We start from the raw sequence: 22,155 nt of genomic DNA on the forward strand, positions 1-22,155 counted from the left end.
CAGGGCGCTCTGGCATGGATATCGGCTGATTCACATCCGGGTTGAATGCTGATTGCGGCAGCGTCTGCTTGGGCGGGGCAGGTCATGCACCAAGGCGATAGCTGCCGATACAACGTAGGAGCGCCCTCGGGCGCGATGAAGCGTTATCGATAACGCCTCATCGCGCCCGAGGGCGCTCCTACAAGGTCATGCAGGTGGCGGGCATCGATCCATCGATCGATGCATGACGCCGCATGCTTACATTGCAAACTGCCCGCAGCACGTAGCGCAACGGCGGACACGCGCGGCGTGCCCGCCTCACCGCACTCAGCTGGCCGCGCAGAAACCGAATTCAGCGGTTGCACCGGCTGCCAGGGTGCGATTGAAGTCCACGCCGCTGGCCCTGAGCGTGCTGCCGCTCTGCGACCAGGTGACATTCCAGGCATTGTTGACGGTGCCGCTGACCGGCAGCGAGATCGCCCAGGTGCCGCTACCGGTGCCGGTGTTGGTGACCTGCACGCGATTGCAGGAGCCGCCGCTCCAGCTGCTGTCCACGATCACCTTGGTGCTGAAGCTGCCAGTGGGTGTCGGTGTCGGAGTGGGCGTCGGGGTTGGCGTGGGAGTCGGTGTGGGGGTAGGCGTCGGCGTCGGCGTGGTGCTGCTGACCGTGCCCCACAGCGTGCGCAACAAGGTCATCTTGTCTTCGCGCACGCTGGTCCAGTCGTCGCGCAGGATGCCGCCGGTGTCGCCGCTGTTGGGATTCCACGACCAGTAGAAACCTTCGTTGATGCCCTTGCTGCGCAGGTACTTCACCAGTGCGTCCTGCCACACCTTGTCGCGCGCATCGCCTTCGCCGTACTTGCCGCCGAATTCGCCCAGCAGCAGCGCATGGGTGCCGGCGAACTGGCCGAAGTGACGCTCCCAGATCGCCGGCATGTTGTTGGGGAAGTTGCTGTCGTTGAAGTACGACTGCACGAACACGTCCGGCCCGTACACATGCGGTGCCAGCAGCAGGCGGTTGGCCGGAATGTTCAACGGCGTGCAGGCCAGCGGCTGCAGATTGCCGCCCCAGAAGATGCCGCCATTGGTCGAGCACACCGGATTGTCGGTGATGCCTTCCACCGCAATGATCCACTTGGGCGCCACGGCCAGCACTGCGGCCGACCCGCGCTCGGCGGCCTTGTTCCAGTCGGTGGCCGCGTTGCCGGTGCCCCAGGTGGCGGCGCCGTGCGGTTCGTTCTTCAGATCCACACCGATCACGCTGGGCACGTTCTTGTAGCGGTTGGCCACAAAGCGCAGGTCGTCCAGCCACTGCGCTTCGGAATAGGAACTGGTGTACCAGAGCTCGGAAATGGCGCCGCAATCGGGCGTGTGATGATCCAGCAGCACGTAGATGCCGCGGGCGTTGAATTCGTTGATCACCTTGTCGAGGATCTGCAGCGAGGTCAGGCCCTGCAGATCGGGATTACGGCCATAGTCGATGCTGCTGGGCATGGTGGTGGCACGCAGCGTGGCCGGGCAGAACGGCAGGCGCACGGCGTTGAAGCCCAGGCCCTGTATCTGGATGATCATGTCCTTCCAGTTGCGCGCCCACAGACCATGGATGACATGGTTGCCGGTCTCGAAACCGAACACGTTGACGCCCTTGAGCTGGACCACCTTGCCGTTGTCGTCGACAACCTTGTTGTTGCTGATGGAATAGCTGAAGGCCGGTGCGGCGGCCAGCGCCAACGCCGTAGCCAGTGCGAGCGTGCTTGCAGCCCTGAAAATGGACATGGTGATCTCCCTGGGAAACCGACCCGACACCCGGGTGCGGTGAGGGGGGCATCTTGGTCCGCGGCCGTTTTATGTGGCGTGACCCCAGCCACAGAAAAGCGCATTGCCGCACCGATCACGCGCAGGCTGCGGGCGGGGTCGCTTTCCCGCACACTATTGCCGCTGCGCAGTGTCCGCAGGCTGTCCTTTCTGTCCCCGGAGTGTCTTCCAATGTCCTTCTTGCGTGCCGAACTGGCGCAATGGCGCGTCTCACCCGCGCGCGAACTCATGGCCGGTGCGGTCGCAACATTTGCCCTGATTCCCGAAGTGATCGCGTTCGCGTTCGTGGCCGGCGTGGATCCGCAGGTCGGGCTGTTCGCATCCTTCGTGATTGGCATCGTGATTGCGTTTTGCGGTGGACGCCCGGCGATGATTTCTGCTGCGGCCGGCTCGGTGGCGCTGGTGGCCGCACCGCTGGTGGCCACGCACGGGTTGCCGTATCTGCTGGCGGCCGGGCTGCTCGCCGGTGCGGTGCAGATCCTGTTCGGCTTGCTGCGGCTGGGCGTGCTGATGCGCTTTGTCAGCAGCTCGGTGCGCACCGGTTTCGTCAATGCGTTGGCGGTGCTGATCTTCGCCGCGCAGCTGCCGCATCTGCATGGCGCCAACCCGACTACCTGGGTGATGTTGGGCGTGGGCCTGGCGATCATCTACGGCCTGCCGCGGCTGCGCCTACCGGGTGTCTCGGCGATTCCCTCGCCGTTGCTGTGCATCCTGCTGCTGACCGTTGCAAGCACGGCCTTGCATCTGCCGCTGAAGACCGTGGCCGATCTGGGCAAGCTGCCGAACGCGCTGCCGTTCCTGCAATGGCCGTCGGTGCCGTTGACGCTGGAAACCTTGCGCATCATCGCCTTGCCGGCGTTGGCCATCGCCATGGTGGGCCTGCTCGAATCGCTAATGACCGCGCGCGTAGTCGACGAACTCACCGACACACCCAGCGACAAGAACCGCGAATGCACCGGGCTGGGCATCGCCAATGCGGCCGCCAGCCTGTTCGGCGGCATTGCCGGCTGCGGCATGATCGGGCAGACCGTGGGCAATGTGAAATACGGCGGGCGTGGGCGCTTGTCGACGTTGTTTGCCGGCGTGTTTCTGCTGATCCTGATGGTGGCGCTCAAGCCGTGGGTCTCGCAGGTGCCGGTAGTGGCGTTGGTGGCGATCATGGTGATGGTCTCGGCGGAGACCTTCGATTGGCGCTCGTTGCGCACCGTGGTGACCCATCCGCGCACCTCCAGCGTGGTGATGCTGGCCACCGTGGCGGTGACCTTGCTCACCCATAACCTCGCTGCGGGTGTAGCCGTGGGCGTGGTGTTGAGCGGGGTGTTCTTCACCTTCAAGGTGGCCGGGCTGCTGCAGATCGCCCATAGCGACGCCGATGGCGTGCGCACCTACAGCGTGCGCGGGCAGGTGTTCTTCGCCTCGGCCGACGTGTTTATCGATGCCTTCGACGCACGCCAGGTCCCCGGCCGCACGGTGCTGATCGATGTGAGCCGCGCGCATTTCTGGGATATCACCGCAGTGGCGGCGCTGGACAAGGTGGTGCAGCGGCTGCGTCACCATGGCCTGGAGGTGCAGGTCACAGGCTTGAACGCCAGCAGCCGGCGGCTGATGCAGGCGCACGCGCTGGGCGAAGACGCGCTGGAATCTTCGCTGCCCTGAGCACGGCAGGGCGGGTGGGCGCATTCGGCCTGGCTGCACATGGCCGACACGCAGGCGGCCGACATGCACCCGGCTCCCGGGCTGGCTGGCCGCAGGCTGAGCGTGGCCGGGCAGCGACCTCAAGTTCGCCTGAATAGCGCCGATGAACCGACATCAAAGATTGCCGGTGATCGTCGTGATGCCAGTGCGTTCCAGCCCGAGATGTCTGCCTGCGTGCCGCCAGCGGTGCTGCGGGCGGGCGTCCGTGCACGGGATGGCGCGGCGATGACCAACGAACCGTTGCTGGAACGGATGGTGGACCTGACCGCCATTCGCGACGCCGATCCGCTCGATCTGAGCCTGCTGCGCACCGTGCGCGAGGTCTGTGCAGCTGAAGAACTCTCGCTGCTGCGCATCGCGCCGGATGGCCGCACCATGGCCGAAACCCGGCTGCGCGAGGACGGCCGGCTGTCGTTGACGGTGGCCGAGATCCGCGACGCGCAACTGCGTGCGCAGCTCGCCGACGCACGCGGGGCGGGCGATGTGGTGCAGCTGGAGGAAGACGGCCGTGCACTGCTGGTCTACCCGATGATGGAAGCGCGCGGCATCCGCACGTGCCTGCGCGTGGGTGGTTCGCGCGTTCCCGGCACCGCCGAGCAGGCGATGCTGCAGGGCTTTGCGCGTTTTTTCCAGAATTACCGCAGCCTGCTCGACGATGCCCAGCGCGACGCGCTGACCGGGCTGCGTAACCGCAAGACCTTCGACGATGTGATCCTGCGCTTGTTCGCAGGCGCTGCGGCGGATGCGTCGGCAGGCGAAAGCGTGTGGCTGGGGATCGTGGACATTGATCACTTCAAGCGCGTCAACGACAGCTTCGGCCATCTGTACGGTGACGAGGTGTTGCTGCTGGTTGCCCAGCTGATGCAGCGCGCGTTCCGTCAGGACGACCTGCTGTTCCGCTTTGGCGGCGAGGAGTTCGTGATCGTGCTGCGCGGGGTGGATCGCGATACGGCGGTGAGCCTGTTCGAGCGCTTCCGGCTGGCAGTGGCCGAGTACGCCTTCCCGCAAGTGGGCAAGGTCACGCTCAGCACCGGCATCGTCGAATTGACCCATGGCCGCTTGATCAGCCAGATGATGGACGAGGCCGACAAGGCGCTGTACTGGGCCAAGCAGCACGGCCGCAACCGTGCCGAGGTCTACGCAGAGTTGGTCGCCAGCGGGCAGATGCAGCATCTCACCCAGCAGGTGGGCAGCGTCGATCTGTTCTGAGTTGCGTCGTCCATGGGCGGCAACCCAGTAAATACCGCGCGGCGTGATGCAGCCGCACTGCCGATGCACACACCCGGTCAAACGCCGCAGTGGCTACACTCCAGGGCTGTCTGGACAACACCTGGGTGCTGCAGTGAAGCGAGCTGTGATGAAGCAAGTTGTGACGAAGCGAGCCGTGATCGAGCGACTTGCGATGGGAATGCTGGCCATGGCGGTCTCGACTGCAGTCATGGCGGCCACGCCCACCTTTGATGGCGCGCGCATCTCGCGCGACGTCAAGGAACTGGCCTCCGATGCCTACGAAGGCCGCGGCCCGGCTACCGCCGGCGAAGAAAAGACCATCGCCTACCTGAGCAAGCAGTTTGCTGCCGCCGGCCTGCAGCCGGGCGGTGATCTCGCCAACGGCAAGCGCGCGTGGACCCAGGCGGTGCCGCTGCGGCGCGCCGATATCGTTGGCGCACCGACTATTGCTTTGCAGAATGCCGGCAAGCCGCAAACCCTGACCCAGGGCAAGCAGATCGCCATCCGCGCTGCGCTGGATGGTTCGTCCACCGTCGACATCGCCAACGCACCGCTGGTGTTCGTCGGCTACGGGGTCAAGGCGCCGGAGCGCGACTGGGACGACTTCAAGGGCGTGGATCTGAAGGGCAAGATCGCGGTGGTGCTGATCAACGACCCGGATTTCGAAACCGGCAAGGGCGCCTTCGACGGTGCCGGCATGACCTACTACGGCCGCTGGACCTACAAGTACGAAGAAGGCGCGCGCCAGGGCGCACTCGGCGTGCTGGTGGTGCACGAAACCGCGCCGGCCTCTTACGGCTGGGACACGGTGGCCAGCTCCAACACCAACACCATGTTCGATGTAGTGCGCGACAACCCGCGCAGCGCCCATCCCACCCTGGAAGGCTGGATCCAGCGCGATCTGGCCAGCGAGTTGTTCAAGCATGCCGGGCTGGATTTCGACGCCTTGAAGAAGCAGGCGCAGACGCGCGGCTTCAAGCCGGTCGAGCTCAAGGGCCAGAGCCTGAGCGCCAGCTACCAGGTCAAGTCCGACGTGATCACCTCGCACAACGTGGTCGCGCGCCTGGAAGGCAGCAAACGCCCCGACGAGACGCTGATCTACAGCGCGCATTGGGACCACATCGGCGTGGGCAAGCCGGACGCACGCGGCGACACCATCTTCAACGGTGCGCTGGATAACGCCAGCGGCACTGCGGCGTTGCTGGAACTGGCACGCGGTTTTGCCGCGGGGCCCAAGCCGGAGCGCTCGGTGGTATTTCTGGCGGTGACCGCCGAAGAAAAGGGCTTGCTGGGCTCGGAGTTCTACGCATCCAAGCCGTTGTACCCGCTGGACACCACGGTGGCGGTGATCAACATGGACGGCATGAACCCGTTCGTGCCCGCGCGCGATTTCGGCATCTACGGCACCGCCAAGCTGGAATTGCTCGACCAGCTCAAGAGCGTCGCCGGCCAGTGGAAGCTGCGCTACACGCCCGATCCCAAGCCGCAGGCGGGGTATTTCTTCCGCTCGGATCATTTCTCCTTCGCCAAGCGCGGCGTGCCGGCGCTGTCGTACGCCTCCGGGCAGGATTGGGAAGTGGGCGGCGTGGCCGCAGGCAAGGCCGCCTCCGACGACTACACCGCCAAGCGCTATCACCAGCAGGGCGACGAGTGGAAGCCGGACTGGACCTTCGCCGGTGCGGCGCGCGATCTGGGCGTGCTGTACGCGCTGGGCCAGCAGCTGGCCGATTCGCGCCAGTGGCCAAACTGGAGCAACGACTCGGAGTTCCGCGCCACCCGTGATGCCAGCGAGCCCGCACGCAAGTAAGAGGGGGTGCGACGGACAGCTTTCATCCCGTTACCGACCAATCTAGAGCGATAGGGCTGCGGCTTGGCTGCAGGGCCCTTGTCCGCCCACCATCGCGGGACACGCCGCAAGTACGTCCATGTAGGCTCTTATGCGGCATCCATGCCGCGTAAGGTCCCGCGCCGGTGGGCGGGCAAGGACCAGTCGAGATGGTCGGTGCGCGTAGCTCTTTTCCAAGCAACCAGCAAACTCTCTGGTGCGGTGTCCTCGCCGCTTGCGGGACCGTGTGGCGGCATGGATGCCGCCACCGAGCCTTATCTGTTCGGATTCTGCCAGTCTGGGTGTCGAGAGCCGACGTGGGCCACCGTTAGAGCCTAGATCATTGCCGATCGTCGTGGAGACAGGTGCCCACGTCGGTTTCTCCCCCGTATCGCCCGAACAGTTGCCAGTGTTGCCACGCGTAGACGTAAGGCTGGGCAGGCGGGGGAGCTCTCGACCCTTTAAGCCTAACGGAGTTCACCCATGAACGGCATCGGGATTGATGTGTGCAAGGCCATGTTGGATGTGGCCGTCCATCGCGGCCCTTTCGAGCGGTTTCACAACACACCCTCGGGCCATCGCAAGCTTCTGTCCTGGCTGGCGACGCAGCAGGCTGGCCAGGTTGTCCTGGAGGCGTCTGGCGGTTACGAACAGCAGATACTGGATGCCCTGTTCGACGCCGGTCACCAAGTCGTGCGGGCCGATGCGTACCGCTGCCAGGCCTTCGCTGCTGCCACCGGTTTGCCGGCAAAAACAGATCGCCTGGATGCGACCAATCTGGCCTGCATGGCGGCCACCCTTGAGCTGCGTGCCTATCCGCCGATGGAGCCTTGGCGGCGAAAGCTGCGCGAGTTCGTGCGTGCGCGACAGCAGCTTGTGGATCTGGCAACAAGCGCGCAAAACCAGTTGGAACAGGGGACGGACACCAGCTTACGCCGCCTGCTGCAGGCCAATATCACGCAGATGAAAAAGCACTGCGTGCGACTGGAAAAACACATCGCCGAACAGGTCCGCCAGCAACCGCAGTTGGAAGCGATGCGTTCGTTTAAAGGCGTCGGAGCGATCCTGCAAGCGGTGATCGCCAGTTATCTGCCGGAGCTGGGCACCCTCGATGGCAAGGCCATTGCCAAGCTGGTCGGCCTCGCTCCCATCGCCCACGATAGCGGCACCACGCGCGGCATCCGCAGGATCGGCGGCGGGCGGATCGAGGTGCGCAACGTGCTGTACATGGCCTGCCTGTCGGCCATCCAGCAGGAGCCCCGGATCCGGGAGTTTTATCGGTCGCTGCGGGCACGCGGAAAGCCCGGCAAGGTCGCCGTCGTGGCGGCGATGCGCAAGATGCTGGTCATCCTCAACGCCCGCGCCAGAGATGCGCTAGCCGGAGAGGCCCAAGCCATCCCGACCTGAGTGTCAATGCGCTCGATGGGGCCATGGCTGCCGACAGGCGGCCAGCACCACCGTGCCCGGCTTGCGGAGCGGCAGAGCCACTCCAACAACACAGTTGCTCCACGGACGGATTCACGGCGTGTCCCGCGAGCGGCGAGGGCACCGCGCCCTCGACTAACCAAGCTTTTGATCGCACCTAAACGATGCAACGACTCGAAATCCTGGTTGTCTTGAAGTGATGAGCTTGCGCGGAACGCACCGTTTGTGGCCTGCATTGAAGTTGGTGCAGGACCCACATCGCTGATTCCGATACACCATGACGCGCACGCTGCCTTCAGTTCCGGTCACCGTCATCGACGCGATCGCCAGCGTCAGCACGCCGGCGATGCAACCGATTGCACTTCCTGGCACATCACTTGCAGTTGTCTTACATGACAGCGTGGTTCGCCGCCCGTGACAGCGCGCGCGTCAGGCTGCAATCTGTTGGGGTTGTGTTCGGTCGCTGCGGCGTAGTCTGCCGCGCTGTCCTCGTCGGGTGGGGCGAAGACGACAGAAAGCGGCCTTCGCTTCCTTAACGATCGATTCTTTAGGATAAGCCGCGACGTGAAGTTGCAGCCAGGAGAGCTTGTGCATCGGAGTGGTCTTAGAGCTGCCAAACCTGCGACGTGGTCGCACACCGTCGGGCTCGCCCACGACACGGTGCGTGTGGCAACGGCATTTTACATAGCGGGGATGGATCTCCCGTTTCAGCTCGCGCTGTCGCCTTCGCGCGACGGGCAGCCTTGATGGACGGCATTGTGACTTCTTCTCCCGCACCTACCGAATTTCCCTCCATCTCCGTCCTCGACGCCGGCCAGCCCACGCTGCCGCCCGAAGCGCCGCTGGCGATGCCCGAACAAGACCTGCGCAAAGGCAGCCTGCAGGTGCCGCATCAGCGTACTGCGCCGGTCGGTATCGGCGTGCGGCGTTTCTATCTGATCGGCGGCACCTTTGCCACCACTGCCGTGGCGGTGTGGGTGATGCTCAGCGTGCTGTGGCCCGGCGGCATCAGCGTGCTGGAAGGCTGCCTGCTCGGGCTGTTCATACTGTTGTTTGCCTGGATCGCGATGTCCTTCGCCAGCGCGGTGGCCGGCTTTGTCACCGTGGTAGCGCGCGCCGGACGGAAGCTCGGCATCGACCCGGATGCACCGTTGCCGACATTGCACACGCGCACTGCGTTGCTGATGCCCACCTACAACGAAGACCCACGCCGGCTGCTGGCCGGCCTGCAGGCGATTTACGAATCGGTGGCCGAGACCGGCCAGCTGGAACATTTCGACTTCTTCGTGCTCAGCGACACCACCCGCGAACACATCGGCGCTGCCGAAGAACTGGTCTACAACGAGCTGTGCGATCGCGTCGACGGGCATGGGCGCATCTTCTACCGCCGCCGCGCCGACAACGCCGCGCGCAAGGCCGGTAACGTGGCCGACTGGGTGCGTCGTTTCGGCGGCAGCTACCCGCAGATGCTGATCCTGGACGCCGACAGCGTGATGACCGGCGACACCATCGTGCGGCTGGTCGCCGGCATGGAAAACAACCCGGACGTTGGGCTGATCCAGACCCTGCCGGCGGTGGTCAACGGGCAGACCCTGTTTGCCCGCATGCAGCAGTTCGGTGGCCGCGTCTATGGGCCGATCATCGCCTTTGGCGTAGCCTGGTGGCATGGCGCCGAGAGCAATTACTGGGGCCACAACGCCATCATCCGCACCCAGGCCTTTGCCGATCACGCCGGCCTGCCGGCGCTGCGCGGGCGCAAGCCGTTCGGCGGGCATGTGCTCAGCCACGATTTTGTCGAAGCGGCGCTGATGCGGCGCGGCGGCTGGGCCATGCACATGGTGCCGTACCTGCAGGGCAGCTACGAAGAAGGCCCGCCTACGCTGACTGACCTGCTGATCCGCGACCGTCGCTGGTGCCAGGGCAACCTGCAGCATGCCAAGGTCGTCGGCGCCAAGGGTCTGCACTGGATCAGCCGCATGCACATGATGATCGGCATCGGGCATTACTTCACCGCGCCGATGTGGGGCATGTTGATGCTGATCGGCATCGGTATTCCGCTGGCCGGGGCCGGCATCGACCTGGCCCAGGGCCTGCCGTTCTCGCCGGCGCGCTATTGGCACGGCAGCAGCGAAGGCAACGCGATCTGGATCTTCGCCTGCACCATGTTCGTGCTGCTCGCACCCAAGCTGCTGGGCTATATCGCACTGCTGCTCAACCCGCGCGAACTGCGTGCCTGTGGCGGTGCGTTTCGCGCCATGCTGAGCATCCTGCTGGAAACCGTGTTGGCGGCCCTGATGGCGCCGGTGGTGATGTATCTGCAGTCGCGCGGCGTGTTCGAAGTGCTGGCCGGCAAGGATTCGGGTTGGGATGCACAGGTGCGCGACGACGGCAAGCTGGCGTGGCCGGCGCTGCTGCGCAGCTACGGCGGGCTGACCATCTTCGGCCTGTTCATGGGCTCGATGGCCTATGTGGTCTCGCCGTCGCTGGCGGCCTGGATGGCGCCGGTGATCATCGGTATGGCCTTGTCCATTCCAGTGGTGGCACTGACCTCGTTGCGCCGCACCGGCCTGGGTCTGCGGCGTGCTGGCATCTTCTGCATACCTGAAGAACTCGACCCGCCCAAGGTGCTGGTGCGTGCGGCCGAACTGCGCCGCGCCGCCGCGCTGGAGCCCTCGCTGATCTGAGCGCGGCACGTTGCGCGCGGCGATCGGCGCATATCACGCCACGCATGTCGCGCTGAGCAAGCTGCAGCAAGCAGGCCGCCCACGCCTGCAGACAGCAATCGGCACGCATGGCCCGGTCAAGACGTGATCGGCCCGGCCGATTTCGCAAGGCATAATGCCCAGCCCGCAAGCGGAGCTGGACGATGTTGGAAGTGATCGAACGCGAGACCGGACCGAACCCGCAGTGGACCGTGCTGTGGCTGCACGGCCTGGGTGCCGATGGCAGCGACTTCGCCCCGATGGTGCCGGAACTGGTGCGCCCGCAGTGGCCGGCGCTGCGCTTCGTGTTCCCGCACGCGCCAATCCGCCCGATCACCATCAACAACGGCGTGCGCATGCGCGGTTGGTACGACATCGTCGGCATGGATTTCGCACATCGTGCCGACAAGGCCGGCATCGCCGAATCGGTGGCCCAGATCGAGGCATTGATCGCCCATGAGCAGACCCGCGGCATCGCCCCCGAGCGCATCCTGCTGGCCGGCTTCTCGCAGGGCGGCGCAGTGACCCTGGCGGTCGGTCTGCAGCGCAGCGTTGCGCTGGCCGGGCTGATCGCCCTGTCGACCTATCTGCCCGACCCGACAGCCGCCGCCAGCCAGTTGCAGCCGGCTGCCACCCGCCAACCGGTGTTCATGGCGCATGGCAGCGCCGACCCGGTGGTGCCGTTCGGTGCCGGCGAACAGAGCGCACAGACCTTGCGCACGCTCGGCTTTGAACTGGAATGGCACACCTACCCGATGGGACATCAGGTCTGCCTGGAAGAGATCGAGGCGCTGCGCAACTGGATGCAGGCGCGCTTCACCGCCGCCTGAGTGCATGGCCCCGCGCGCGCCACAGATCGCCTGGATGCCGGACCTGTGCCGGCTGCCACGATTGGGCGCGATGCTGGGGCTGGCCGAACTGGTGGTGCTGGTGGTGACGCTGGTGCCCGATGCCGGCGCGGCGCGCAGCATCACGCTGTCGCGTTTCGTGTCGGCCAGCGGTCTGGCGTTGTGGTTGGCGCTGGCCGTCACCGTGCTGCTATGCGTCTTGCGGCCCAGCCTGTCGCGGCTGCCGCCCAAGCTGGGCGGCTTGACTGCGTTATCGATTGCCGCCGTCGTGGCGATGCTCGGCGCCGGCATCGTGCACGGCCTGTATGCGGTACTCGGGCAGGCGCCGTTGGGGCCGCTGGTCGGCTTCTGGCGGTTTACCCTGGGCAGCGCCGCCACGGTGGTGCTGATCACCGCGCTGGCGCTGCGCTATTTCTATGTCAGCGACCGCTGGGAAGCGCAGGTGCAGGCCAACGCGCGCGCGCAGGCCGATGCCTTGCAGGCGCGCATCCGCCCGCATTTTCTGTTCAACAGCATGAATCTGATCGCCAGCCTGTTGCGGCGCGACCCGGTGGTGGCCGAGCAGGCGGTGCTGGATCTGTCGGATCTGTTCCGCGCCGCGCTCGGTGCCGGCGAAGGCCTGTCCACCTTGCGCGCCGAATGCGAACTGGCCGAGCGCTATCTGGCGATCGAATCGCTGCGCCTGGGCGAACGCCTGCAGGTGCGCTGGCATCGCCAGGAACCCTTGCCGTGGGAATTGCCGATGCCGCGCCTGGTGCTGCAACCGCTGGTGGAAAATGCGGTATTGCACGGAATTTCGCGCCTGCCCGAGGGCGGCACGCTGTACCTGTCGTTGCGCCAGCGCGGCAACCAGTTGCAGATCCGCATCGTCAATCCGGCTCCGCAACCGGGTACGCAGTTGCCGCTGCTTGCCGGCGCCGGGCACGCCCAGGCCAGCATCTCGCACCGGCTGGCGTTTCAGTTCGGGGCCGGGGCACGGATGGCGGCCAGCTGGGCTGAGGGCTACTATGCCTGTGAGATCACATTGCCGCTGCCGTGAGGGGAAAGTCACGGCAGCGAGGGGGAGTCCATGACGGCCACGCAAGTGCGGGTGCTGATCGCCGATGACGAGCCGCTGGCGCGTGAGCGCCTGCGCATGCTGCTGGGCGAACATCCGCACGTCGAGGTGATCGGCGAGGCAGAAAACGGCCAGCAGGTGCTGCAGCAATGCCAGCACCTGCATCCGGACCTGGTGCTGCTGGACATCGCCATGCCCGGCGTCGACGGCCTGGAAACCGCGCGCCTGCTGCGCCAAGGCCAGCAACCGCCGGCGGTGGTGTTCTGCACCGCCTACGACCAGCACGCGCTGTCGGCCTTCGACGCTGCCGCACTGGATTACCTGATGAAGCCGGTGCGCCCGGAGCGCCTGGCCGCCGCACTGGACAAGGTGGCCACCTTTCTGGCCGGGCGCGCGCCCAGCGTTGTGCCGCCACCGCTACGCACGCATTTGTGTGCCCGTCTGCGCGGCAGTCTGCGGCTGATCGCCATCGGCGACATCCGCTATCTGCAGGCCGAAGAGAAGTACGTCATCGTCCACCACACCCGTGGCGAGGACCTGATCGAAGAGTCGCTCAAATCGCTGGAAGACGAATTCGCCGACCGCCTGGTGCGCATCCACCGCAATTGCCTGGTCGCGCGCGCCGAGCTGGTGGAACTGCGCCGCAGCGGCGATGGCCAGGTGCACGCAGTGCTGCGCAATGTGCCGCAACCCCTGGAAGTGAGCCGCCGCTGCGTGGCCAGCCTGCGCGAGCAATTGCGTTAGGGCGCGTCATGCCGCGTGTGATGAGATCCGTTGGCCGTCAGCGGCGCGGGTGCCGCGTGGTGCGCGCTTGCGCTCCAGGTAGGCGTTACGCGCCCGGTCCGGGATAATGGCGGGATGACCACGCTCCGCATCGCCACCCGCAAGAGCCCGCTCGCCCTTTGGCAGAGCGAACACGTCGCCACCGCGCTGCGCCAGCACCATCCCGGGCTGGAGGTCGTGCTGGTGCCGATGAGCACCCGCGGCGACGAAGTGCTGGACCGCTCGCTGGCCGCGATCGGCGGCAAGGGCCTGTTCCTGAAGGAACTGGAGCTGGCGATGCTGCGCGGCGAGGCCGATTGCGCGGTGCATTCGCTCAAGGACGTACCAATGGAACTGGACGCGCCGTTCGTGCTGCCGGCAATCATGGAGCGCGGCGATGCGGCCGATGCGCTGGTGTCCAACCTTTATGCCACCGTGCAGGCGCTGCCGCTGGGCGCGCGTGTGGGCACCTCTTCGCTGCGGCGCCAGGCGCAGTTGCGCGCCGCGCGCCCGGATCTGGAACTGATCGACCTGCGCGGCAACGTCAACACCCGCCTGGCCAAACTCGATAACGGCGGTTACGACGCCATCGTGCTGGCCTGCGCCGGTTTGCAGCGGCTCGGGTTCGATGCGCGCATCACCGCGCGACTGGATGTGCCGGAGTGGTTGCCGGCACCTGCCCAGGGCGCAGTGGCGGTGGAATGCCGTGGCGACGATGCGCACATCCATGGCCTGCTGGCGGTGCTGGATGCCGGCCGCACCCGCGCCTGCGTGGAAGCCGAGCGGGCGATGAATCGTGCGTTGCATGGCAGTTGCCATGTGCCGGTGGCCGCGTTCGCGCGCTGGGAAGGCGACGGGCTATTTCTGCAGGGCATGGTCGGCAGCGCCAGCGACGGACGCCTGATCCACGCCGAGGCGCACGGCAGCGCCGAGGACACCGAAGCACTCGGCCGCCTGGTCGCGCAAGGCCTGTTCGACAAGGGCGCCGCGCAGTTGTTGGCGGAGCTCTAACGCGGCCGGCAACCCGCGCCGCAAGCGTTGAGCTGTAACGCGGCCTGCATCGACTCCGGCGCAGGCTCCAAAGTCGCCACCACGCACGCAATGCCCGCTCTCACGCAACGCCTCCTCCTAGTAGGAGCGGCCCTGGCCGCGAGAGGCTTTACCGGTAAAACCCTCGCGGCCAAGGCCGCTCCTACCTTCGCGTCGCTTACTTGAACGTGTAGACCAGGTTGACCGTGGTCAGCGTGTCGGTCTTCTTGTCGCCTTCGCTGACCTCGCTGTTGTGGCGCATCTGCCACGCAGCCTTGAGCGCAAAGTGCGAATTCATGCTGACCTGCACGCCGAAATCGTTCTGCGCGTAAGTGTTGTACTCGCCCGATTCCACCAGCAGCGTATTGATCAGGTCGGTGTTGTCGGTGACGGTGTATTTGAGGTCGAACAGGCCGCGCCCGATCAGGCCGGTCTCGTTGCGATCTTCGTCGCTGTTGTGCGCGCGGCGGATACCCGGGCCCACCTGTGCATCCAGATAAAAACGGTCGGCGTTGATCAGCCGCGTGCCGTAACCGATACCGAAGGTGGCCAGACGGTCGTAGGTGGCGAAGTCGTCGTGTTCGTAACGGCCGGTGGCGGTGAGCTGGCGGTGTTCGCCCAGCTGCAACGCACTGCCCACGCTGCCGGTGTAGCGTTCGGCGGTGGTCTGGCGCTCGCGTTCGGTGCTGCCGTCGTCGTTGGTATTGGTGTATTCCGAGCTGGAACGCAGCGCGGTGGCATCCAGGCTGTGGATCCAGTCGCCGTCGGTATAGCGCAAGCGGACCCGGCCATTGAGGCTGTCGGTGGTGCTGTTGCCGTGGGCGGCGGCGTAGCCGAGCTCGCCACTGCTCCCGCTCCACGGCGACGGCATCACGGCGGCAGCGGGGTCCACCGGCGCCGGTGCAACTGCCTGGGCCCAGACGGTAGGCGTGATCAACAACAGCGGCAGCAGGGCAGACAACGGGGCACGGCGGGGCATGGGCGGCTCGCTTTGGAAGGCAGGGGCAAAAGAGGGTGGAAGCGATTTCATGATAACGGACTGGGCGGCTGCGTCATGACTAGGTGAACGCGGCGCTTCATTGGCGGTTCGGTCGGTCGTCCCCGACGGCGCCCGATTGGCCTGATCGGGCCGAGCCGGCGCATCCCGATCAGGCGCACGGCGATCGAGCGTGACACTATCGCGAGTGTCACTTGCAGGAGCCATGCAACACCGCAGCAAGCCCGGCCCTGCGCGGGTCTGCGCATGCGGCCGGCCCGCCATTGTCGCTTCTGCCCATCCGCGCTCACCCTGCCGCGCAAAGACTCGGACATAATCCACGCATGGACCGCTACGAACGCATCAACTCCCTGCATCGCTTGCTCAAGTCGGCGCGCTACCCGGTGACGGTGGCGCGGCTGCAGGATGAGCTGAGCTGCTCCCGCGCAACCGTGTATCGCGATCTGGCCTTTCTGCGCGATGCGCTGATGGCGCCGGTGGAAGGCGATGGCGAATCCGGCTTTCGTTATCTGTCCGGTGAAAGCGACCGCTTCGAGTTGCCCGGCCTGTGGTTGAGTTCGGAAGAATTGCACGCGCTGCTGGCCTCGCAGCAATTGCTCGCGCGTACCGGTGGCGGCGTGTTGTCCTCGATGCTGGCGCCGCTGCAGCAACGCATCGAGGGGTTGCTGGCTGCCCAGGCCGGTGTCTCGCAATGGCCGGTGGATCGGGTGCGGGTGATTCCGCACCGCGGGCGCAAGCTGGATGAGGCGAGCTTCCGCACCGTGGCCTCTGGCGTGCTGGAGCGCAAGCAGCTGAGCTTCGACTACCGCGCACGCTCCACCGACGAATCGACCAAGCGCATCGTCTCCCCGCAGCGCATCACCCATTACCGCGACAACTGGTATCTGGACGCCTGGGATCACGGCCGCGACGGCGTACGCAGTTTTGCGGTGGACCGCATCAATCACGCGCGCCTGCTCGAAACCGTGCCGCGCGATGTGCCCGACAGCGAGCTGGACGAGCAGTTGGCGGCCAGCTACGGCATTTTTTCGGGTGCGCCCAAGGGCTGGGCGACGATCGCCTTCAGTGCCAAGGCCGCGCGCTGGGTCGCCGACGAGCACTGGCATTCCAAGCAGCAGGGGCGCTTTTTGCCCGACGGCCGTTACGAGCTCAAAGTGCCGTACAGCAACTCACGCGAACTACTGATGGACGTGCTGCATTACGGCTCGGATGCGGAAATCGTCGAGCCGGTGTCGTTGCGCGAGCAGGCCAAGGCATTGTTGTCGCTGGCGCTGAGCAATTACGACTGAGCGTGGCGCGCAGGACGTAACGCGCATGCGTCAAGCCGCTGCGGACGGTGTGCAGAAACCACCGTCCTACGCGTGCACTCAGCGCTTGTTCGGCACTTCAAAGCCCAGGCGGTCCACCTGCTCGCGCAACTGCGGTACGCGTTTGAGCTTGTCGGTGTAGATCGAATAATCGTCGCGCATCTTGTCGACCAGCTTGCGGTACTGGTCGCGGCTCATATCCGGCTTGCGCGCGAAGATCCAGGCCAGATCGCGGCCGGGGTAGGAGATCAGCATCCAGGAACCGTCCGGTGCGATTTCCAGGATGCGCTGCTTGGCCGGGATGACCTTGTAGAACCACACCCGCCAGTCGCGGTTGCCGCTCTCCGCGTCTACCGAGGCGCGTGCGCTGACTTCTTTTTCAGGCTCGCCGAAACCGTCGCGATACAGATAGCGCACCGCCACCTTGCCGTCTTCGACCAGGGTGTACTCGTCGCGGCTGGTGACATGGCCGCGTTCCACCGGGTTGGGCATGCGCGCAATCACGTACCAGGTGCCCATGATCTTGGACAGATCGACCGCTGGTTCGTCGGTTGGTGTGTCCTTGGCATGCGCCACGGGCAGGCCGAGGACGAGCAGGAAAGCGAGGGCGATCGAAACGGTCAGGCGCATCGCAACATCACGAAAGGGGCGGTTGGGTCAGCACACTACCTCATGCGGGGGGCAAGTTCGCGTCAACGGCCGTGTCTGGCGTCGGCGGCCGCGTTTTGCCCGCCTGAGCGGGGGGGCGCAGGTGCCTGGATTGGTGGCGGCGATCGCATCCGTCTCCGCCGCGCCGCGCCCAGGTCGCAGTCGGTGAGATGGACGCAGGCAATCCTGCAGGCCTGTTGTGATCCTTACCTGCCACGGAGTGCCACCATGTCGCATCGTCCTACCGCTCGTTCCGAACGTCCCGACCCGCGCGTGCTGCGCCCGGTACGGCAGATTGCCCTGGCCGGGCTGGCCCTGGTGCTGGTGTGGCCGGCCGCGCGCGGCCACAGCGAATGGATCGGCTGGCTGCCGCTGTGGCTGGTCGGCATGCCGATGCTGGCCTGGTGGGGCCTGCACCGGTTCGCGTTGCCGACCCTGCGGCGGCCCGGCACGCGACGCGCGGCGCCACGTCGGCGCGGGCCACAGGCGCAGCGCCGACGCAACGCTTCGCGAACCGCGCCACAGGTGCGCGCGGCCTGACCTTCGGCAGGGTCGGGCGGGCGGAGGGCTGTGCTACGGTCCGGCCGTCCGCTCGTTCTCCCGGAAAATTCATGTCCAAATTCGCCTCGATCTGCCTGGTTGCCGGCCTGATCACCGCTGGCGCCGTCTCTGCAGAGGAAACCGCCGTGTCCAACGATCCCTACGCCTGGCTGGAAGATGTCACCGGCGCCAAACCGCTGGAGTGGGTGAAGGCGCAAAACGCCAAGACCGAAGCGCGGCTGGCTGCCACGCCCGCGTTCACGCAGATGGAAACCAGCATCCGCGAAGTGCTGGATTCGGATGCCAAGATTCCCGGCGTCCAGAAGATCGGCCCGTACTACTACAACTTCTGGAAGGACAAACAGCACGAGCGCGGGCTGTGGCGGCGCACCACGCTGGACGAATACCGCAAGCCGGCGCCCAAGTGGGAAACCGTGCTGGATCTGGATGCGCTCAACAAGGCCGAAGGCGAGAACTGGGTCTGGCACGGCGCCGACTGCCTGCGCCCGGATTACCAGCGTTGCCTGATCGCGCTGTCGCGCGGCGGCGCCGATGCCGATGTCACGCGCGAGTTCGATCTGGCTGGCAAGCAGTGGGTCAAGGACGGCTTCTTCCGTCCGGAGGCCAAGGGCGGTCTGGGCTGGGTCGATAAAGACACCGTCTACGTCTACACCGATTTCGGCCCCGGCGCGCTGACCAGCTCCGGCTACCCGCGCATCGCCAAGCAGTGGAAGCGCGGCACCCCGCTGAGCGCAGCCACGGTGGTGTACGAAGGCAAGCCGACCGATATGTATATCGCCGCGATGCACGACGACACGCCCGGATTCGAGCGCGATTTCGTCAGCCGCACGCTGGCCTTCTACAACGAAGAGCTGTATTTCAAGGGTGCCGACGGCAAGCTGGTCAAGGTGGATGCGCCCAACTCGGCCAGTAAGGCGGTCAAGCGCGAATGGCTGACGCTGGAACTGCGCGATCCGTGGACGGTGGGCGGCAAGACCTACAAGGCTGGCTCGTTGCTGGTCACGCGGTTTGACGACTTCATGGCCGGCAAGCGCAATTTCGATGTGCTGTTCGAGCCCACCGACACCACCTCGCTGGCCGGCATCGCCTGGACCAAGTCGCACCTGGTGTTGAACGTGCTGGAAGACGTCAAGAATCGCCTGAGCGTGGTCACTCCCTCGCAGGATGGCTGGAAGAAGAGTGCCTTCGTCGGTGCGCCGGCGTTCGGTACCGTGGATGTCAGCGCGGTGGACAGCGACGACAGCGACGCGCTGTGGCTGACCGTCACCGACTATCTGACCCCGACCACCTTGTCGTGGGTGGAGGTGGGCAGCGCGCCGCAACCGCTCAAGACCATGCCGGCGTTCTTCGATGCCGGCAAGGACAGCATCGAACAGCACTTTGCTACCAGCAAGGACGGCACCCGCGTACCGTATTTCCTGGTGCGTCCCAAGGATCTGAAGCTCGACGGCAGTGCACCGACGCTGCTGTACGGCTACGGCGGTTTCGAAATCTCGATGACGCCGAATTATTCCGGCTCAATGGGCCGCGCCTGGCTGGAAAAGGGCGGCGTCTACGTGGTGGCCAACATCCGCGGCGGTGGCGAATACGGCCCGCGCTGGCACCAGGCCGCGCTCAAGCAGAACCGCCACAAGGCCTACGAAGACATGGCTGCGGTGGCCAAGGACCTGGTCACGCGCAAGATCACCTCGACCAAGCATCTGGGCGTGCAGGGCGGCAGCAACGGCGGCCTGATGACCGGCAACATGCTCACCCAGTATCCGGAGCTGTTCGGTGCGGTAGTGGTGCAGGTGCCATTGCTGGACATGAAGCGCTATAGCCATCTGCTGGCCGGCGCGTCGTGGATGGCCGAATACGGCAACCCGGATACCGACGACTGGAAGTTCATCCAGACCTTCTCGCCGTATCACCTGTTCGACCCGAAGAAGACCTATCCGCCGGTGATCTTCCTGACTTCCACGCGCGATGACCGGGTGCATCCGGGCCACGCGCGCAAGATGGCAGCCAAGATGATCGAGGCCGGCAAGGACGTGACCTACTACGAGAACATCGAGGGCGGCCACGGCGGCGCGGCCAACAATGCGCAGGCGGCGCATATGGCGGCGCTGGCCTACAGCTTCTTATGGGAGCGCTTGGCCGATTGAGGCGCCGGCCGGAAGTGGTTCTGTAAGTCGAGTTGCTTTCGTTGTGTCCTGCTCTGAAGAAAGCCCTGGGTCGATTGGCTCAGGGCTTTTTTATGCTTCCTTCTCCCTGCGGGAGAAGGTGCCCGAAGGGCGGATGAGGGTACGGTTTGCACGCGATAGTTGATGCTTGCTCAATGAAGCAACTGCGGAAGTAGAGTCTCGAGCAGAGGCTTGAGGCAAAGCCAAGGCCAAGGCAAGGCTTCCGCGCCTTGCGGCGCGGGTTACTTTTGTTTCGGCAAAAGTAACCAAAACCATGTCGCCCGACGCGATCCGGTGCGATGGAGCCGCACCGGTGCCCTGCGCTCCTCGCCACACGCGGCACGGCGCCCAAACTCGCTACGCTCAGACAGGGCGCCTCTTCGGCCACGCGTGGCTGCGGTGCTCGGCTCGCTCTAGGGCGAGGGGAGGCACGAGCCAGCAGCCAGAAAGCAAAAGCGCAAAAGCAAAAGAACAAGAAAAAATCTCAGAGGCAGAAAAACAGCAGCTATGGCTGTCTATATCGACTGCAATGAGCGCGCTGCTGCGGCTAAATGCAGCTGCAGAGATTGACCGTGCAAATCACGCGTCGCGCAATCAGAGATGTCTCAACCCACGCGCAATCCGCTCTACCGCCTGCTCAAGGCGCGGCAGGCTCTGGGTATACGCAATACGCACGTGTTGATTGGCGCGATGAAAGCCGAAGTCGATGCCGGGGGTGAAGGCGACATGTTCGGTTTCCAGGAAGTGGGCGCAGAAGGCCTGGGCATCGCCGGAGAATGCGCTGATATCGGCGTACAGATAAAACGCGCCTTGTGGCTCGACGTCGATCTTGAAACCCAATGTGCGCAAGGCAGGCAGTAAATAATCGCGACGTTGCTGAAACTCGGCCCGGCGGGCTTCGAAGATAGCGATGCTTTCTGGCGTAAAACAGGCCAGCGCGGCGTGTTGGGCGATGGTGGAGGCGCTGATGTAGAGATTCTGCGCGAGTTTCTCCAGCTCGGGCACTGCCCTGGGTGGGGCGATCAGCCAGCCCAGGCGCCAGCCGGTCATGCCGAAATACTTGGAGAAACTGTTCAACACGTAGGCGCCGTCGTCTACTTCCAGCACGCTGTGCGCATTCATGCCATAGGTCAGGCCGTGATAGATCTCGTCCACCACCAGGTGGCCGCCGCGCGCATGCAACGCCTGCGACAACGCCGCCAGTTGCTCGCGCGACAGCACGCTGCCGGTGGGGTTCGCCGGCGAGGCGACCAGGGCGCCGACGCTGTCGGCATTCCAGCAGGCGTCCACCAGGCCGGGCGTCAGTTGGTAATCGGTGTCCGCGCCGACCGGCACCAGTTGTGCGGCGCCTTCGACCAGGCGCAGAAAGTGACGGTTGCACGGATAGCCGGGGTCGGCGAGCAGCCAGTGCTTGTTCGGGTCGACCAACAGGCTGCTGGCCAGCAGCAAGGCGCCGGAACCGCCGGGTGTGACCAGGATGCGTTCCGGATCGATGTCGCAGCCATAGCGCTGCGCATAAAACCCAGCGATGGCTGCGCGCAGTGCAGGAAGGCCGCGTGCGGCGGTGTAGCGGGTGTGCCCGGCGGCCAATGCGGCCTGTCCGGCGGCAACGATCGGTGCGGCGGTGGTGAAATCCGGTTCGCCGATTTCCAGGTGGATCACATCGTGGCCGGCCTGTTCGAGCGCGTTGGCGCGCGCCAGCAGCGACATCACATGGAACGGCGCGATGTCCTGACTGCGACGGCTATAACCGGAGGAGTGCGGAGGCGTGGTATCCATCGGCAGGATGGTAGACCAGTCATTGCACAGGTTTTGTTACCGCGCGGCAAAGATCACCGCGCGTCCGGGCGTGTGCGCCACCATATGGATAACCATCGGGACCAAGTGCGTGCCCGCCGAATGCGAACGTAGTCCTTACGCGCAGACACGCATGGCCATCGGGTTCTAGCGGTCGCTGCCCGACTTGCCGCAGGCCACACACGATCATCCTGATCCCGGACGTCGCAACTTCGCTATCGCGCGCGGCACCAGACTCCTGGCACATGACGCTGCGCGCCGGTCTCTTCTACACTCGGGCGCTGGGATGGCATTGCGTTCATCCAACGGACCCCAA

The 22,155-nt window shown here is 65.4% G+C and carries 17 protein-coding genes and 1 pseudogene; 14 read left to right on the plus strand and 4 right to left on the minus strand.

The genetic code is table 11. The annotated features are described in order from the left end of the window. Positions 1–306: 306 nt before the first annotated feature. Entirely contained in the window at positions 307–1,755 is a 1,449-nt protein-coding gene (locus AC1PLU_RS03650) for a cellulase family glycosylhydrolase (protein WP_481107739.1), read from the minus strand. A 210-nt stretch (positions 1,756–1,965) separates the two neighbouring features. Here AC1PLU_RS03650 and AC1PLU_RS03655 point away from each other — a divergent pair, with 210 nt between their 5' ends. The 11 genes and pseudogenes from AC1PLU_RS03655 to hemC all read left to right on the plus strand — a co-directional run bounded on the left by AC1PLU_RS03655 (position 1,966) and on the right by hemC (position 14,349). Beyond that, positions 1,966–3,450, plus strand: coding sequence for a SulP family inorganic anion transporter (locus tag AC1PLU_RS03655; RefSeq protein WP_481107740.1), 1,485 nt, complete (start codon positions 1,966–1,968; stop codon positions 3,448–3,450). 264 nt (positions 3,451–3,714) lie between these two features. Then, on the plus strand, positions 3,715–4,698 hold the full coding sequence (locus AC1PLU_RS03660; RefSeq protein WP_481107741.1) for a GGDEF domain-containing protein: 984 nt from the start codon (positions 3,715–3,717) through the stop codon (positions 4,696–4,698). A 178-nt stretch (positions 4,699–4,876) separates the two neighbouring features. Beyond that, the gene (locus AC1PLU_RS03665) at positions 4,877–6,526 is read left to right on the plus strand and encodes a M28 family metallopeptidase (protein ID WP_481108460.1); all 1,650 of its coding nucleotides are present in this window, start codon (positions 4,877–4,879) and stop codon (positions 6,524–6,526) included. A gap of 152 nt (positions 6,527–6,678) precedes the next feature. Further along, a pseudogene (locus tag AC1PLU_RS03670) lies at positions 6,679–6,883 on the plus strand (hypothetical protein); the annotation flags it as partial. A 144-nt stretch (positions 6,884–7,027) separates the two neighbouring features. After that, complete coding sequence (locus AC1PLU_RS03675; protein ID WP_481107742.1) at positions 7,028–7,951, plus strand: IS110 family RNA-guided transposase; 924 nt, start codon at positions 7,028–7,030, stop codon at positions 7,949–7,951. A 295-nt stretch (positions 7,952–8,246) separates the two neighbouring features. Then, positions 8,247–8,387, plus strand: a complete 141-nt coding sequence (locus tag AC1PLU_RS03680) for a hypothetical protein (protein WP_183086641.1) — start codon at positions 8,247–8,249, stop codon at positions 8,385–8,387. 328 nt (positions 8,388–8,715) lie between these two features. Beyond that, positions 8,716–10,653: a glucans biosynthesis glucosyltransferase MdoH gene (gene mdoH / locus AC1PLU_RS03685; RefSeq protein ID WP_168958682.1), complete on the plus strand. Its 1,938-nt coding sequence runs from the start codon at positions 8,716–8,718 to the stop codon at positions 10,651–10,653. A gap of 182 nt (positions 10,654–10,835) precedes the next feature. Further along, the gene (locus AC1PLU_RS03690; protein ID WP_481107743.1) at positions 10,836–11,501 is read left to right on the plus strand and encodes an alpha/beta hydrolase; all 666 of its coding nucleotides are present in this window, start codon (positions 10,836–10,838) and stop codon (positions 11,499–11,501) included. 4 nt (positions 11,502–11,505) lie between these two features. Then, positions 11,506–12,558 carry a sensor histidine kinase gene (locus AC1PLU_RS03695; RefSeq protein ID WP_104552244.1) on the plus strand — a complete coding sequence of 351 codons (1,053 nt, stop codon included), beginning with the start codon at positions 11,506–11,508 and terminating at the stop codon, positions 12,556–12,558. A gap of 30 nt (positions 12,559–12,588) precedes the next feature. Continuing rightward, positions 12,589–13,320, plus strand: a complete 732-nt coding sequence (locus AC1PLU_RS03700) for a LytR/AlgR family response regulator transcription factor (protein ID WP_268214118.1) — start codon at positions 12,589–12,591, stop codon at positions 13,318–13,320. A 114-nt stretch (positions 13,321–13,434) separates the two neighbouring features. After that, positions 13,435–14,349 carry a hydroxymethylbilane synthase gene (gene hemC, locus AC1PLU_RS03705; protein ID WP_074058319.1) on the plus strand — a complete coding sequence of 305 codons (915 nt, stop codon included), beginning with the start codon at positions 13,435–13,437 and terminating at the stop codon, positions 14,347–14,349. 196 nt (positions 14,350–14,545) lie between these two features. Here hemC and AC1PLU_RS03710 read toward each other — a convergent pair whose 3' ends face one another. Then, positions 14,546–15,346, minus strand: coding sequence for a DUF481 domain-containing protein (locus tag AC1PLU_RS03710; RefSeq protein WP_006451606.1), 801 nt, complete (start codon positions 15,344–15,346; stop codon positions 14,546–14,548). A 341-nt stretch (positions 15,347–15,687) separates the two neighbouring features. Here AC1PLU_RS03710 and AC1PLU_RS03715 point away from each other — a divergent pair, with 341 nt between their 5' ends. Next, positions 15,688–16,653, plus strand: coding sequence for a helix-turn-helix transcriptional regulator (locus tag AC1PLU_RS03715; protein WP_006451607.1), 966 nt, complete (start codon positions 15,688–15,690; stop codon positions 16,651–16,653). Between the two features lie 78 nt (positions 16,654–16,731). Here AC1PLU_RS03715 and AC1PLU_RS03720 read toward each other — a convergent pair whose 3' ends face one another. Then, a complete protein-coding gene (locus tag AC1PLU_RS03720; protein WP_006451608.1) occupies positions 16,732–17,301 on the minus strand; it encodes a lipocalin family protein in 570 nt (189 codons plus the stop codon). Between the two features lie 246 nt (positions 17,302–17,547). Between AC1PLU_RS03720 and AC1PLU_RS03725 the strand changes: the two genes are divergently transcribed. Together AC1PLU_RS03725 and AC1PLU_RS03730 are read left to right on the plus strand one after the other, a co-directional pair. After that, complete coding sequence (locus tag AC1PLU_RS03725) at positions 17,548–17,859, plus strand: hypothetical protein (RefSeq protein WP_023905197.1); 312 nt, start codon at positions 17,548–17,550, stop codon at positions 17,857–17,859. Positions 17,860–17,930: 71 nt separating this feature from the next. Beyond that, on the plus strand, positions 17,931–20,024 hold the full coding sequence (locus tag AC1PLU_RS03730; RefSeq protein ID WP_023905196.1) for a prolyl oligopeptidase family serine peptidase: 2,094 nt from the start codon (positions 17,931–17,933) through the stop codon (positions 20,022–20,024). 612 nt (positions 20,025–20,636) lie between these two features. On the opposite strand, the gene AC1PLU_RS03735 is transcribed toward AC1PLU_RS03730, so the two are convergent. Continuing rightward, positions 20,637–21,821, minus strand: coding sequence for a pyridoxal phosphate-dependent aminotransferase (locus tag AC1PLU_RS03735; protein WP_481107744.1), 1,185 nt, complete (start codon positions 21,819–21,821; stop codon positions 20,637–20,639). Between the last annotated feature and the right edge of the window lie 334 nt (positions 21,822–22,155).

This window comes from Xanthomonas sp. NCPPB 2933 (genome assembly GCF_056725225.1).